The 15,863-nt window shown below is 59.4% G+C and carries 11 protein-coding genes and 2 pseudogenes; 3 read left to right on the top strand and 10 right to left on the bottom strand.

All coding sequences use genetic code 11. The features are described 5' to 3' along the window. Positions 1–220: 220 nt before the first annotated feature. The 10 genes and pseudogenes from mdtD to HB376_RS36730 form a co-directional block, all read right to left on the bottom strand. Positions 221–1,669: a multidrug transporter subunit MdtD gene (mdtD, locus tag HB376_RS36770; RefSeq protein WP_213768605.1), complete on the bottom strand. Its 1,449-nt coding sequence runs from the start codon at positions 1,667–1,669 to the stop codon at positions 221–223. Between the two features lie 306 nt (positions 1,670–1,975). Beyond that, complete coding sequence (locus HB376_RS36765; protein WP_213768604.1) at positions 1,976–2,635, bottom strand: hypothetical protein; 660 nt, start codon at positions 2,633–2,635, stop codon at positions 1,976–1,978. Positions 2,636–3,150: 515 nt separating this feature from the next. Then, positions 3,151–3,455: pseudogene (locus HB376_RS36760) on the bottom strand (mannose-1-phosphate guanylyltransferase/mannose-6-phosphate isomerase); the annotation flags it as partial. Between the two features lie 242 nt (positions 3,456–3,697). Further along, on the bottom strand, positions 3,698–4,660 hold the full coding sequence (locus tag HB376_RS36755; protein ID WP_213768603.1) for a hypothetical protein: 963 nt from the start codon (positions 4,658–4,660) through the stop codon (positions 3,698–3,700). After that, positions 4,657–4,899, bottom strand: coding sequence for an acyl carrier protein (locus HB376_RS36750; RefSeq protein WP_213768602.1), 243 nt, complete (start codon positions 4,897–4,899; stop codon positions 4,657–4,659). The genes HB376_RS36755 and HB376_RS36750 overlap by 4 nt, the downstream gene beginning before the upstream one ends. Continuing rightward, complete coding sequence (locus HB376_RS36745) at positions 4,892–6,502, bottom strand: AMP-binding protein (protein WP_213768601.1); 1,611 nt, start codon at positions 6,500–6,502, stop codon at positions 4,892–4,894. Before HB376_RS36745 ends, HB376_RS36750 begins: the two co-directional genes overlap by 8 nt. Before the next feature lie 331 nt (positions 6,503–6,833). Continuing rightward, entirely contained in the window at positions 6,834–8,240 is a 1,407-nt protein-coding gene (locus HB376_RS36740) for a hypothetical protein (RefSeq protein ID WP_213768600.1), read from the bottom strand. A gap of 157 nt (positions 8,241–8,397) precedes the next feature. Then, positions 8,398–8,685: pseudogene (locus HB376_RS41495) on the bottom strand (sugar phosphate nucleotidyltransferase); the annotation flags it as partial. Between the two features lie 41 nt (positions 8,686–8,726). After that, positions 8,727–10,655 (bottom strand): capsular biosynthesis protein, encoded by a 1,929-nt coding sequence (locus HB376_RS36735; RefSeq protein ID WP_213768599.1) that lies wholly within the window; start codon positions 10,653–10,655, stop codon positions 8,727–8,729. A gap of 2 nt (positions 10,656–10,657) precedes the next feature. After that, positions 10,658–11,812, bottom strand: a complete 1,155-nt coding sequence (locus HB376_RS36730) for a glycosyltransferase (protein WP_213768598.1) — start codon at positions 11,810–11,812, stop codon at positions 10,658–10,660. Between the two features lie 695 nt (positions 11,813–12,507). On the opposite strand from HB376_RS36730, the gene HB376_RS36725 reads away from it, so the two are divergent. From HB376_RS36725 to rfbD, 3 genes are all read left to right on the top strand, one after another. Then, positions 12,508–13,677: a polysaccharide biosynthesis/export family protein gene (locus tag HB376_RS36725; RefSeq protein WP_213768597.1), complete on the top strand. Its 1,170-nt coding sequence runs from the start codon at positions 12,508–12,510 to the stop codon at positions 13,675–13,677. A gap of 217 nt (positions 13,678–13,894) precedes the next feature. Next, complete coding sequence (gene rfbB, locus HB376_RS36720) at positions 13,895–14,953, top strand: dTDP-glucose 4,6-dehydratase (protein ID WP_213768596.1); 1,059 nt, start codon at positions 13,895–13,897, stop codon at positions 14,951–14,953. Next, positions 14,950–15,846 carry a dTDP-4-dehydrorhamnose reductase gene (gene rfbD / locus HB376_RS36715; protein WP_213768595.1) on the top strand — a complete coding sequence of 299 codons (897 nt, stop codon included), beginning with the start codon at positions 14,950–14,952 and terminating at the stop codon, positions 15,844–15,846. Before rfbB ends, rfbD begins: the two co-directional genes overlap by 4 nt. The last annotated feature ends 17 nt before the right edge of the window (positions 15,847–15,863 follow it).

Genomic DNA, 15,863 nt, shown 5'->3' with positions numbered 1-15,863 from the left:
ATGACGTGCCGCCACGCACAGTGGCTAATAGTGATAAAGAGAAAATCCGACTCTCGCAGGCCGCTAACACTGAAAGCAGCAACCCAGCATTAACCCCGACCGCTAACGCCGAAAGCACCAACCCGGCACTGACCCCGACCGCCAACCCCGGAACCTAACACCCCGACCACCAACCCCAAAACCCCCCAACCCGTCCACCGGCGCGAGCAAAAACCACCGTTCAATGCGCTTCCGACGGATCCGTTTTCTTGTTCTTCACAGCGCGAATCTCTGGCCCAAGCTGCGCAAAAATCCACGCTGACGCAGCCGTAATAATGCCGACACAGAGGAACGTCGCGTGAAAGGCGGGCAACGAATTCGTCGCGGTGACGCGCGGCAGAATGCCGGTGAAAGTTGCAAGCACCGCGCCGGCGATCGTGACGCCGAGACTCATCGACAACATCTGCACGAGCGAGAACAAACTGTTGCCGCTGCTGGCACCGCCAGTGCCGAGGTCCTTCAGCGTGAGCGTGTTCATCGCGGTGAACTGAATGGAGTTGACGCCGCCGAAGAACGCCAGTTGCACGAGCCGCAACCAGAGAGGCTGATCGGCGCTGGTGAGCGAGAAACTGGCCATCGTGAGCCCGACAAGCACCGTGTTGACCACCAATACGCTCCGATACCCGCGCTTCATGATCAGGCTCGTCACGATGCGCTTTGACAGCATCCCCGCAGCGGCCACGGGCAGCATCATGAGACCGGCTTCAAACGGCGAATAACCGAGACTGATCTGCAACAGCAGCGGCAGCAGATACGGCATCGCGCCGCTGCCGATCCGCGCGAACAGGTTGCCGAGCAAGCCGACGCTGAACGTATGGATCTTGAACAGATCGAGCGAAAAGATGGGCTGCGGCACGCGCACGGCGTGCAACCCGTAGGCCACGAAACACCCGAAGCTCAGCACGAGCAGCACCAGCACGACAGCGTGCTGGAGGCCGAGATCGGCGAGGCCATCGAGTGAGATGGTCAGGGCAACCATGCCGACCGCGAGCAGCAGATAACCCGCGAGATCGAAGGGCGCGGTGGCCGGGTTGCGGCTATCGGTCATGAAGAGCCGCGTGGCAATACAACCGATCACGCCGACCGGAACGTTGATCAGGAAGATCCAGTGCCACGAGGCAATCTGCACGATCCAGCCACCGAGCGTCGGTCCAATAAGCGGCCCGATCAACCCCGGAATGGCCACGAACGACATGGCGCTGAGATAACGTTCGGCCGGCACCACGCGCAGCAACGAGAGGCGTCCGACCGGTAGCAGCATGGCGCCCCCCACACCCTGCACCACGCGATAAATCACGAGTTGCATGAGCGAGTGGGCATCCGCGCAAAGCAATGAGCCGATAGTGAAGATCAGGATCGCGCTGAAAAACACGTGGCGCGTGCCCAGCTTGTCGGCCAGCCACCCGGAGAACGGAATGACCGTCGCCATGGTCAGGGAATACGCAATGACCACGCCCTGCATGCGAAGGGGCGCTTCGCCGAGGCTTTTCGCCATGGCCGGCAGCGCCGTGTTGACGATGGTCGAGTCGAGGGTCTGCATGAAAAAGCCCGTGGCGACCAGCCATAGCATGACGGTGAGCGATTGGGGCGAGGGCGTGGGGGTAACGTTCGAGCGGATTGTGTCGGGCATGAAAGGAGCCGGCGGAGGGAGTGCCGTGATTTTACGTGGATGTGGCGGGATAGCGGGGCAATCGAGAAGACGACTATGCCGTGCGGACGGATCAGCAATAAACGTTCAGGGCGCCCGCACGTTTTCTTCGAGTCGACAGATCGAATCGAATTATCAAATGCCCCCGCAAATGAGACGGAATGTCAATTCGTTGATTCCGATCACCCTACACTTGGCGCTCGCTTTAGATTCCGGCGATCGAATACCGAATACCGAGAACGCACAGCAAACAATGGGCCTTTTCGCTGAGGGAGTGAGATTGGCGTGTCAGAACCGATAAGACACGCCAATCTGAATTATCGGATACCAGCGATACCGCCGCGCTTTATCGCTGAGTTCCTGCGCGCCTGTACTGGCGATCTGCTGGGCAAATGCTGGGCCGGCATGCTGGGCCAGCGACGGAGACAACGTATAGCTTGTGCGCGGCACGCCGTACGCTACGCCCAAGTCCGCTATGAAGCCAAAACCTTTGGCCAAAGGCTGATGCCCGAAGCCAATGCCGAAATAAGGCATGACCGTGGGATATTCAGCCGTTGCCGTCGCGGTGTCTCCCGGCAAGGCGGGGTAATGCTTGCCGCCAAACACATATGTGCCGTTTGACGGCGTGGAGACGCCTGAGAGTTTGTCGTCGGTGAAGAGGACACCGCCCGTCATGCGAAACCCGAGGCTGGACCAGGGGAAGAAGTCCAGATAGAGACCACCCTGGCGCACGTGGATATCGTCGTCGTAACGATTTCCACCTACTGTGAAGTTGTGCGAAAGGTTGATGGCGTTGAAATCCGCGTGAAGCCCGAAGTTCGAGCCAAGCCCGATTGCACCGCCGATGCCCGCGCCTTGCGTGCCGCCCTGTAAGTAGATCTCCTGTGCGTGTACCCCGCCAATCCAGACTGCACTACAAGCCGCCAAAATCATTGTCTTGGTGATCATTGTTGTCTCTCTGGTGTCATGCTTGATGCACGAGCCATCTGGGCGACAAGCATTGTTAGTGTTGGTCCCGGCGTCTCCCGACGCGCAACCTCAACGTATTCCCCTTAAAAGGGGCGGTATGTGGGGAGTCGCACGCCTTTTCGTACGATTCGGGCAAACCCTTTGTGCAATGGCGCTAGCACATCGACTCGCTATAGGCTGTTCTTCAGCATCGCTGACGAATCTGTGAACAGATAACGTGATTGGATGATGCGTAGAAATGGGCAATCGCGGTCATCTGTCATGCGCGGGTCAAACTGAGAGGTCGGGAAGTCGAAGCGGATGACCGCGACACATGGGTCGCGCAAGAAAGCGGGGCCGGGCGGGAGAGAACAGAAGGATCTGAACTTACGCTGATCGTGAAGCAGAGGGAAGACGAAATACTGGTGAATCGTTGCTGCGCCCTTAACGAGTCCGGGCGTGGCAGGATACTGAGTTGATGAACCCTTTCATGTACAAAGGTTTAGTCCCGGACGGCCACACGGCCGTACCACTCGCCGATGCGTGACCGACTCCTTATGTCCCGACGCCTTCAACCGTCCGACGATCTTCTTCACATCCTGCGTGCTGTCGCGATGCGTCACCCGCACCGCATCCGCGGTTTCCATGATCACGTGTTGTCGAGTCCGATAGCCGCCACCATGCGATGTTCCGCGCGAATGTACGAGTTGGTTACGTTCTCGACCAGAACGTCGCCGAGCAGCGCGTTCCCTTTGGCATCGCTTTGAGCGATCCCCGCCAGTGCTTTCCATGAACCGATGTCATTCCGGTCGAGATCGGCCGGGTTTTATGGCTACGCAATTTTGCTCGATTTCCGCGATGGGCGTTTTTGCTTGTAATGCCATAGCCCATGACGCTCGTTTCATATCCGAGATTGTCGCCGCATCCCCATTACCTGCCAAGAACATGACGATACACGCATGGCGTCCGCACGCAGCGGGCGCCGCGCACGGATCGATTCGGCTCATCGCGACGCCGAGCGACGCGGGCTCCGCAGACAGACAAATGACGGGCAAGCCGTCCTCATTGCTTGGCGGCCGATTCCTCATAGGTCTGCCAGTTCTTCTGCGGATGGAGCGCGTCCAGCGCGACGCCGGTGAAATCGGCAAATGCCACCGCACCGTCCCGCGGCAATACGCGATTGCCGGAATTGTCCTTGTTTCCAACGAATCGCTCGATGACTTCGAACACGACGAGATCGGGCTTTTCCGCCTCGATCAAGTCATAGTGCATGTCGAGGGAACTCACAGCCACGGTCCGCGAGAACACCGGGATCATGTGCGGCAGGATGTCGTTGAAGAACGAATCCCGGAACACCACGACACGCGGCGCATCCACACGCGGCGAAAGGAATACCGACGTATTGCCGCGGCTAAACACACTGTTGTCGTAGATCCGCTTGAAGGGCAGTTCCGTCGCGTGCGACAAGACCTCTGAACGCTCCTCTTCCTCGGGTTCGAGACGCACACCCAGGTCGCCAATGGTCTTGCGTTGCGTGACCTTGAGATCGTCCAGCGTTACCTTGCGCAGGTTGAAACGGGCCGGCAGTGAGTCCATCAGCAGGTTGTAGGTGAGAAAGCTGCCCCAATGATTCCAGTGGGTATCCGTTTTGTAGAACAGATCGCGCGTTTGGCGCGCTTCCTTGAGCTGCTCGATTGGGTACAGGCAGGCCTGCCGAACTGGCTCCGGCAGGCCGTTCAGGATTTGAATGACGGGCCGGTTCTCTGAAATGCCGACGTCGGGCAGGTAGTCCGAATAGACCACGTGCTTTTCCGGCACGAAAAGATATCGCACCTCGATGCCGCGCTCCTTGCACCATACGTACCGGTTGTTCAGCGCGCCCGTCCAGACCCCGAGTTCCTCGTTACTGAGCGCATATGCACCGGATAGCTGCTCAATTACCTCATGATCCGTAAAGAACAGGAAGTCGTTCTGCCCTCGCATAATGGTCTTTTCTAGGGCCTGGGACCTTGTGAGTTCTGTCATTCAACACTTGCCTCAACCAGGGATACAAGATCCCCCAGGTTTTGCGCCGCACTGGCCCTTCGGGGGTCGAGCGTCGTGTTGAAATTCTTTTCCAGACGAATCACGAGCGTCGCATGTGCGAGCGAATCCCAGCCGTCGACATCCGTGGCGACGGTGTCCATCGTGATTTCCGACGGATCGACGTCGAACGTGCGTGCAACGATCTGAATAACACGGCTTTCGATAAGGGCACTACTCACTTGCAAACTCCCTAATATATTTTGAAATGTTTTCCGAGCGGCTGATTTTTCCACTCGTGGACTTCACCAACCAGCCAGGTTCGACGAACGCGATCTTCTTCGGCACGAGACCGATCGTGCTTTCCAGTTTCCGTTTCATTTCGGATCGGATCGACTTCACCTCCGCCGAGCCGTCCAGTTCCGCGACGATGATGGGGTCTTCGCTGCCGATCTCTGGATTGTAGATCCCGAGCGCCACGGCTCGGCCGGGCTTGATGCCCGCGACGGTATTCAGGATAGCCTCGATCTCGTTCGCGAAGAAGTTCTTGCCGAGGACGATGATCATGTCCTTGGTGCGACCGAGCACATACAGCTCGCCTTCGACCAGGAAACCGAGGTCACCTGTCAGGTAATAGCCGTCCTGAAACGCTTGTGCGCTGTCAGTCTTGTAATAGCCGCCGAACACGAAATCGCCCTTCAATGCGATTTCCCCGACTTCCCCGCCGACGATCCTGACTTCCATGCCGTCGATTGGATGGCCCGTGCTCAGCAGGCGGATCAGATCGGTGCCCTCGAGCGAAATCCGCTGCTCCTCGCGCAACGCTCGCTGCGATACCGCGACGCTGCGGACCGGGGCGCCAATCCTCGTCTGTGTGACCGCGAATACCGTCTCCGCCATCGCGTACGATACCTGCAACTGTTCCCGTCGGACACCGAAGCGCTCGAACGTCGCGAGGAATGTGTCGAACGTCTCGACTTTGCACGGCTCCGAGCAATTGATAAATGCCTTCACACCGGATAGATCGACGTTGTCAGTGCCGCGCATGCTGCGCGCCAGGTGATTGAACGCGAAATTGGGCAACCAGACGAACTTGCCGTCGTAGCGCTCGATCAGGCGAAACAGCTCAACCGGATCCATGAGCCATTCGAATGGGCTCATGATCACGGAATGATTTCCGCGCACGAGTGGCATCAGCAATGTCGCGACGAAGCCCATGTCGTGATAGAGCGGCAGCCACGACACGATCGTGTCGTCATCCTCGAGTCCGAGGGATGCAGCATAGCTGTCGAGTTGATCGACGATCGCGCGCGACGTCAGCGTGACGCCCTTCTTCAGCCCGGTCGTACCCGAACTGTGCTGCAGGCAGCAGATTTCGCGATCGGTCCATTCGTACGCGCCGGCATGGCCGGACGCGTGCGCCGCGTCGGCTGGCGTCAGGATGGTCAACAAATCGGGTGTGATATTGGCCTGGACCTGCTCGACATTTTCGTCGAATGTGATGAAAAAACCGCCGCCGATATGACGGAACAGATCGTCGTGACTGGACCAGAACAATGCGGGATCCTGCTTGGCCGACGGAAATGGCATCATCGACGGCACACATCCGGCGAGCAGCGAGCCCAGAAAGGCGAAAATGAAATCTGGTTCGAGTTTCAGAGAGATCAGTACGACATCGCCGGGATTGGCGCCCCGATTTTTCAGAATCGATGCGTAGCGGCTCCCGCCGTCCAGCAATTGGCGATGCGTCAGGGATACGGGGGAATTATTATTGATGATAGTAAAGAGCTCTCGATCACGGTCGCTTTCTACTCGCGTTAAAAAATTGTGCAAAATACTGCTCATGAGATCCCCGAACGAAACCAAAATGAATTGTAGCGATGGCGGCCGAGAGCGTCAGGACAACGGCGAAATGCCGATTGACTCGCGCCATTTTGCGGCAAGCATGACATCCGTCTTGCAATGTTCGGCGACAGTGTCCCGATCGTGACGGCGCGAGCGGTTTCGCCCTAAAATTCTTTACCGATAGTTTAACGCATCAAATGTGCCCTATTCGCAAATGAATCAGGGTAAGGCCGCTTCAGTACTGCCTCAACGCCCGACTCGGCAACGACCTGCCCGCGGGTGCATCGTCTTGGCAGCGGACCCGGAGCCGGGCGCATTTGGTCAAATTTGGTCAATAGAGCATGTACCAGCTGGTATCGGCCCCGCGGCACAAGAAACCATGTCCTGCCCCGGGCAACAGCGACGCGGGTCGCGTGGCCAGTGCACCCGACGCCGCACGGACGGTCAGCGCACGGACCGGCCGCGTCGACGAGAACCGCACGATCGAGCCATCGTATCCGCCGTCGCATCCGGGCAGTACGATCGTCAACGAGGCCAGCGCCGCACGTGGGTTGACGATCGCAGTCTCGGAGCCGCGCGCGATCGTTATGACATCGCCCGCTGCCGGCACGCTGTACGAATACGACTTGTCGATCGTTTGCGCGCTATGCGCGACCGGCACGTCGAACGTGAAGGTTCCGCCGCTGCACATCTGCCATACGTATGCGCGCGCGACGATGTCGTACGCGAAAAAGCAGTTCGAATTCAGCTTCCCGATTTGCCACTTACCCGCGCCGGCTTCGTCCCATTGCAGGACGCCGGGCTGGCCGGCCGCGCTGTCGATTTCCAGCTGCGCCGAGCCAGAACGCCGCCCGATGCGCGTTACCGCATTCAGTTCGATCGCGTGAGCATCGGCGCCGTCGCGAATCGAGAAGTCGCCGTTCGCAAGCACCTGCTGGATCCAGGCCTGCACCTTGCCGCGCGCGTCGAAATAGTTGAACGTGATCGGCTGGCTCGGCACGTCGACGCCGCCGGTGTCGAGCGCCCCGATATGAAACGCGTTGGCGGCCACGCCGTCCTGAGTCACGAACGCGTAGGTCCACTTCGCGAGCGCGCGATCCTGTGTCGACAGCGATCCCACGGTAAAGCCGACCGCTGCCTTTGGCTGCACCAGCGAACTGCCGGTCAGGGTCGGCCCCTGCACGTTCGTATCCGGCGACGTGACGTCGAAATCGTATTCGGCGGCATTCAGTTGCACACCTTTCACGTCCGATATTTCCCAGCGCGCGTTGTCGATCAGGATGTTGTTGTTGGCCCAGCACGCAGCTTCCTGTACTCCGCAGATCTGGACGCTGAAGTAATTGACTCCGTTTCCGGACGTTCCATGCCCCGTCGACGGATTCCGATTGTTGAGATAGCTGCCGTATCCGTTCACGCCGGTGACGGTGGTGCCTGGCGGAATGGTGAGCGTCGTCTGATGCGCGTCGAAGGATACGCAGCCGGCACAGATGCCGCGATAGAGCGCCTGACCGCTGGCTGCGCGGCGGCTGTCCGACGTAGCCAGCACGCCGCCCGCGGTAATGCCCCCGTCCGGCGCGCGGTCGGGGGCACCCCGGATAACGGTCGAAGGGTCCGACGCTGCGCTGGCCTGCCGTTCGAACGTCGCGGGCGCGAGCGAGTCCGTCGGAGCCGCCTGCACGGCTCGCACCATCAGGACGACGGCCAGCCACCACAGGCCCATGCTGAAACATCTCTTCATGCCACATCACCCATCTCTAAGGACATCGGCCGCCACCTTACCTTCCGACGACCCGCGTCACCGGCTCAGATGGTTGTGTAGCCGCCAGGATCGCAAGGCAAGTCCATCCAGGAACTGTACGTGAGCCTCTTGATCCAGCAGCGTATAGGTCGAACTGCGCAACGCAAGCGGCTGCAACCGCAATATCGGGCACCGTCTTGGGACCGACAGGCTCCAGCACGATAGACGAAACGCCGTACCCGCTACGCGCAACTGCTCGGTTACCAGGAAACGTTGCTTGTTGTTCGTCACCACGATAGGCGCAGTGACATCGGCAATATCGCGCGTGCAGCGCTTATCTGAAGCAGCGTCTTATCGCCGCTAAGCTTCAGATACAGCCGCTGCGCGACATCGGCCGCAGGCGCCTGTCGCTGCTGCCGCGCAAGATGATTGCATGAATGCTCATTCAAGCTTTCCCCGGAGGCCTTATGGTTAGTCGATTGTGTTTCATTTTCGCGGCAAGCATTTTTGCCTGTATTGCCACAGCGTATGGTAGAGGGCGTTGCGCAGCCATCGCGCGGATTTTAAGAATGGCCTCAGGCGGTTGCCGCGAACAGGGCGTAGAGGTCTTGCGGCTCCGGGCGCAAGTTGATGCACGACAGCCTCCGGCGTGGTGTAGATGCGCAAGCGCCAGTCCCAATAGATTGGGTATCGAAGCAGGGCGCCCGCGGTGAGCATATCCAATGAAAGAGTGCGCTCGCGCCATGGCAACGGTGCAAGCGCGTCGTGCGTCAGTCCCCAGCCGGCATAGAACGGCAGCCCGTAGGTGAATACCGCCTTTTCGCGCATGAGCGCGTCGAAACCCGCGAGCGATGAAAGGGTATGCACTTCGTCGGAAATATCTATCAGGGAGAGCAAGTCGGCAGTCGTATCGACAACGTCGGCAAGCTGTTGCGCGTCAATGAGGCCCGAGCGATTTCCCGATAGCACGTCCGGATGTGGCTTGTACACGATGAATGCGTTCGGACGACGCGCACGCACTTCGCGCAGCAACGTATCCGCGGTGCTGATCGTGCTCGTGCCGAGCCGGATGGACGCATCGTCTGCCACCTGCCCTGGAACCAAAACGATCTGCTTGCCACCGGGCGCCGTCCATTCCGGGGCGTGTCGGCCAAGGTTGTACTTGGTTACGCCGAACTCGATGATCCGCTTTCGCAAGGCTGCGGCGCGTGCTAGTTCCGCTTCGTTAAATCTGGTTTCGTTGAGCAGCACGGACAAGTCGCTCGGTTGGCGTGCGTCGAAGTACAGCCCGCGCCGGTCGATCACCTGGCTGCGAGGTGCAATCATGTCGGATCCTAGGCCGCATGAATGAAAAAACCCGTCTTCTATGCGCACGCGCGTTACGTTCGGCGGCAGTTCGTCCGCACTACGCGCGCCCCAGAGTGCGCCGCATTCGTCGTTCGCCATTGCGGCCGGCTCATTCGACCATCGAAGCGTGCCTCCGCCCGCCGTCAGAAACGGCGTGGCGAATGGCCGCTTCCACCACTGAAAGCGGATGCCTGCGACGTCCCTGAGATCGGCGAAACGCTCGCGGACTTCGCGCTGCAGGTCGATGGTATCGACGACCTCGGCTAATGTACCCGGCGTGTGGGTGATGGGATCAAGATAGCGTGCCCATTGTATGAACACCACATTGAACAAAGCGGACAATGTAGGGCGGGCATCACGTTGGATGAGTGGCGTTGCGTCGTGTGTGAGCCCCCAGCCCGCGTAATAGGGCGCGCCGTACACATGTAACGGTACATTTGCAAGTAGCGCCAGCATTCCTTCCGATGCGCCGATGGTATAAGCCCGATCGACCTCGTGAAGTGCCGCGTGGGCCGTATTGGCGACGTGAATATCGGGGGGAAATGCCGGGACGGTCGACGAAAGCCAGCGGCCCGAGCCGTTATCGGATGATCGGGCTAGCCAGAATTCCGCCTCGGGATAAGCGGCGCGTGCGGCCTCAATCATGCGCGAGAAATCGTGCGGCGTGTGGTGTATCGCGACGCCTTGCATACCGTGCGACTTTTCGCGCTGGTCGATTAACAGTACGCGTTGCTGCGCCCGCCGGACCTCCGGACGCGGCGCCATTACCCGCTTCATTAATGCTGCAATGTATGGCGGAAGTTCCGTAACCTCGGACAGCTGCGCATTCAGGGCGTCGATCAGATCACCTTCGGGCAATAGCCACCACGACAACATTGGCACGCCGAGCGGCACGGAAGATAGAAGGGGGCCGGGCGCCGCCGCGATAGCCTTCCGACCCGTTGCGCGGGCAATGCGCAGCGCGGCGCGTCCGCTCCAGTGATCCGTCCACAGGTAATCAGAGCGTCCGGTTAGCCACGCAACGAGGCGAAATCCGCGTGTGATGCCCGCAAGTGATGCAGCGCGCATCGTCACGTTTGCAGTGAGCCGATGAAGTCATCGACTCGCTCAAAGTGCGTAGTCCACGTCGGCGGCCGAAAGTGTTTCGCGCGGTCGAGCTGTGCCGCGCGTGCCCGGCTTTCCGGTTGCATGTATTCCTTGATTTGCGCAATCCATCCCAAGCCGTCAAGCGGGTCGATGTACTCCGGGATGTCGCCGGCTATCTCGTGGAAAACGTCGATATCGCTTGCAAGAACCGGTACCTGCAATTCGAGCGCTTCGACGAGCGGCATGCCGTAGCCTTCGACGAACGACGGGAACAGCAGCGCCTGGGCGTACTGCAGATAAGTGCTCAGACGCTCGTCTGAGCAACTCGCTTCTTCGATCACCACGCCTTTTAGGGCCACACATCGTTCCAGCATGTCAATCACGTTTTCGCATTCCCAGCCGCGCCGGCCGATTATGACGAGCTTAGGGGCAGCGTTGCCATACTCTTCAACAATACGGCGCCAGACATGCAAGATAAGCCAATGATTTTTGCGTGGCTCGATAGTGCTCAGGAAGACAAAGTACGGTGTATCGATAGGGCGTTTTCCGTGCGCGCGGACGGGCAGGCCGGACGCCAGGTGTGCGATGACCGCCGGCGGCATCCGTAGATGCGCTTGTTGCGCTTCAGCGATAAGGGAGTCGAGTGTGAATCGGGAATTAACGATCAGCCCATCGGCATGTTCCAGCGCGGTGCGGATGCGTTGCCGATGAGCCTGGTCGACAGCCGGACGACAATATTCAGCGTGAGTCAGCGGAATTAGGTCGTGCACCATGAATACTGAACGAACATTGCGCCGCTCCATTGCACGGTAATATCGCTGGAATTCCATTCCGTTGTGACTGGTGTGCAATAGGATCCCCCGCTCGAACGCTGTTTTGCGCAAGCTACTGGTGCATGCGCTTATCACTAATCTACGAATCGAGTTTCGATTGCAAATTGACGATGTCAACCACTCGAACGCTTTAAGTGAGTCGCGCTCAGTTAATACGCTGGACACTCCTCGCTCGCTGAGGACGGCGCGGGCTTGGCCGCCGTATCGCTGTACGTAAGCGAGTCCCACCCGGTCTACTCCGGTAGGCAGGAGCCCGTCGTAAAGCCGGGTTAGCAAACGCGTTACGTCAATTAAGATTTTTGACACTGAAGTGAAGTAAGTTTTGCTACGTTAGTGCGGGAGGCGTAAGTGTTATGCACACATGCTATCTGGCCCGCCGGCAATTGTTGACGACCGCGCATTCTCTCAGATTTATCTTTCGGTAGATCGCAGCCGAATTACTTTACGGAAGAGATCGTTGGGAGTCGAACCGGATCTCTGAATTGCCTGGCTTTGCGGGCACCAAATGAGCGCCGCCAAAAGTGCTCAATAAGAATGAAATAGCGGAACTCGAAAATGCGGCGCGCCAGCGGGCGTATTTGGGCGTAGCAGGAGTTCAGGCGAAAATCCAGCGTGGCCGCGCGATTCCGGTTCGCCCGCCTGGTTCTGGATCACATGATCGGACAGCGGTACCGGCAGTAAATCGGGCGAACTGCGCAGCGCGAGCAACACCGCACCTGCAATAGCGGACGCCGTTTTACGGCCGACTGACTCCAGCGAGATAGGCGAAGCCTCGGTATCAGTTTGCGCATCCGCTCGGCGGCCAGGAAGCGTTGCTCGTTGCTCGTTGTTCGTCACAACGATAGGTGAGATGATGCCCGCGATTTCATTTTTGGATGCGATCTGGTCTGCTGTACCGCCTTGAGTTTTTGAAAATCGACGCGACAATTTTTTTCAAGTTGACCTTTAGGATGTCGCATTGTGCGACAATTCGCGCCACTCTATTTCTGAATATGCACCACATGTCGCATTCGCTGATCCGTACTATTACGCCTGTGCTGTTGATCAGTGTACTTGCCAGTTGCTCTGCTATTCCGAGGTCGGGTCCGAGCACGGCGCAGGTCAATGCCGCAGCGGACTCCTCCTCGGTCGCTGCGAAAGCGACCGGTATCCAGGTTGTCGACATTACTGACGAGGTGGCGCGCAAGCTCTTTGCCGAACGCGGCAGCGCGGATTTCTCGACCTCGCTTGGCAACGTGCCCGACTTCCAGCAGCAACTCGGCGTCGGCGACACTATCGAGGTATCGATCTGGGAAGCGCCGCCCGCGATGCTGTTCGGAGCATCGGGCGATAGCCGCAGCGGGCCAAGCAACGCCCGGTTAACGGTCCTGCCCGACCAAACCATCAACGGCAGCGGCTTCATCAATGTGCCTTTCGTCGGCAACGTAAAAGCGACCGAACGAACTCCGACGGAGTTGGCCAGCGACATCACGAGTCGTTTGAAGAATATTGCGCACGATCCGCAGGTGCTGGTCAAGCTGTCGCGCAATGAGACCTCGTACGTGACCGTGGTCGGCGACGTGGTGAACAATAACCGCATGCAATTGTCGGCGCGCGGCGAACGGCTGCTGGACGCGCTGGCGAACGCGGGCGGCGTCCGTCAGCCGATAGACAAGATCACGCTGCAGGTGACGCGCGGTGACAAGCTCGTATCGCTGCCGCTCGAAACGGTTATTCGCAATCCAAAGCAAAACGTCCCGTTGCGCGCGGGCGATGTTGTCACTGCGCTTTTTCAACCTTACAGCTTCCTCGCGCTGGGCGCGGCCGGCAAGAATCAGGAGATCAATTTCGAGGCGCAGGGCATCTCGCTAGCGCAGGCGCTCGCGCGTGCTGGCGGCCTTGATGACTCCCGTTCTGACGCGAAGGGTGTGTTCGTGTTCCGCATGGAAAATGCGAATGCGCTCAACTGGCCCGTTCAGCCGGCCCGCGTGACAGTCGACGGCAAGGTACCCGTCATTTACCGACTCGATCTTCGCGATCCTAATTCGTTCTTCAGCGCGCGTAATTTCATGATGGACGACAAGGATCTGCTTTATGTGTCGAATGCGCCGATCGCCGATATTCAGAAGGTGCTAAATCTGGTGTTGTCGGTTGCTTATCCTGCCGTGACCGCTGTTCAGCTCACGCGTTAATCGGAATCTGACGTTTGCGTCGGGTGTGTGCCGGTGACATTCATGATCCGGCCGGACCCGAGGGCACCGGATTGAAGCTGGATACTCGCATCAGGCGCGGTGCCGCGGACCATCGCGGCGATGTCGATATAAAAAATTGCAGGCAGGAAAAAATGTGGGTCCGATTTCGGATCGACATGATTTGATTGCCTGATGGGCATCTTCGACAGGGGAATGTATGTTGCTCGTTACTGGTGGCGCCGGTTTCATCGGCGCCAATTTTGTGCTCGACTGGCTCGCGCATAGCGACCAACCCGTATTGAACGTCGACAAGCTGACATACGCCGGCAATCTCGATACCTTGAAGTCGCTGGACGGCGACAACCGTCATGTCTTTGCCCGTGCGGATATCGGCGATCGCGAACGCATGTCGTCGCTGCTCGAACAGTACCGCCCGAGCGCCGTGGTCAATTTCGCCGCGGAATCCCACGTGGACCGCTCGATCGTGGGTCCGGGCGATTTCATTCAGACTAACGTTGTCGGCACGTTCAATCTGCTCGAGGCCGTGCGCGGCTATTGGAGCAAGTTGCCGGACGACGAGCGCACGGCCTTTCGCTTCCTGCACGTTTCCACCGATGAAGTTTTCGGTACGCTCGAAGCGGACGATCCACCGTTCGCCGAATCAAATACGTACGAGCCGAACAGCCCGTACTCGGCGAGCAAGGCGGCGTCCGACCATCTGGTGCGCGCGTGGCATCACACGTACGGCCTGCCCGTGGTCACCACGAACTGTTCGAACAACTACGGTCCCTACCACTTCCCGGAAAAGCTGATCCCGCTTGTCATCCTGAACGCGCTGGCCGGCAAGCCGCTGCCGATATACGGCGACGGCCAGCAGGTCCGCGACTGGCTCTACGTGAAGGATCACTGCTCGGCGATCCGCGTGGTGCTGAAGTCGGGCGCGCTAGGTGAGACCTACAACGTGGGTGGCTGGAACGAGAAGGCCAACCTCGATGTCGTCCGCACCATCTGTGCGATCCTCGATGAACTCAAGCCGCGCGCCGACGGCCAGTCGTATGCGACTCAAATCAGCTTCGTCCAGGACCGCCCCGGTCACGATCGGCGCTACGCGATCGACGCGCGCAAGCTCGAGCGCGAGCTGGGGTGGAAGCCTGCCGAAACCTTCGAGACGGGGATCCGCAAGACTGTAGCGTGGTATCTCGAGAACCAGGAGTGGGTCGCGAACGTGACGAGCGGTCAATATCGTTTGTGGGTCGAGAAGCATTACGGGGCATGACGATGCGGCGAATCCTAGTTACCGGAGCCAATGGCCAGGTCGGTTTCGAGTTATGCCGTTCGCTCGCGCCGCTCGGCGAGGTCACGGCGCTGACACGACACCACATGGATCTTGGCAACCGTGCGAGCATCCTGGCCGCACTGGATCGTGTCAAACCCGACGTGATTGTCAATCCGGCCGCGTACACAGCCGTCGACAAGGCGGAGAGCGAACCAGGCATCGCACGCGCGGTCAACGGCGCAGCGCCGGGCGTGATGGCCGGTTGGGCGGCCACCCACGGCGCCTCGCTGATCCACTATTCGACAGACTACGTGTTCGCGGGTGAGGGCAATGATGCCTATCGCGAGTCCGATCCAACGGATCCACAGTCCGTCTACGGGCTGACGAAGTGGGAAGGCGAACAGGCCGTGCGCAACTCCGGCTGCCGGAACCTGATCCTGCGCACGAGCTGGGTGGTCGGTGCTCACGGCGGGAATTTCCTAAAAACGATCCTGCGGCTCGCCCGCGAGCGCGAGCAGCTAAAGATCGTCGCGGACCAGGTCGGCGTACCGACGTCGGCCGCGCTGATCGCGGACGTGACCGCGCATCTGGTGGCGCGCCAGGGTCAGCAATCGGATACCTTCGACTACGGCACTTATCACCTGGCCGCCGGTGGCGAAACCACGTGGTTCGACTATGCGCGCCACGTGGTCGCGGCCGCAGAGCGCCATGGCCTCCCGCTGAAGCTGAAGGCGGACGACATCCAGCCGATTACGACGAACGAATATCCGCTGCCTGCCAGGCGCCCGGCCAATTCACGGCTCGATTGCAGCAAATTGACCAGCGCGTTCGGGCTCCATCTGCCGGACTGGCGCCACGGCGTCGATCACGTCTTTTCGGAATTACACGACTGAGGCAGAAGCAGAGACAT

The organism is Caballeronia sp. dw_19, from assembly GCF_018449515.1.
Taxonomy (GTDB): Bacteria; Pseudomonadota; Gammaproteobacteria; order Burkholderiales; family Burkholderiaceae; genus Caballeronia.
Note: the sequence above shows the minus strand (reverse complement) of the source record. Positions and strands in the feature narration are given on the sequence as shown.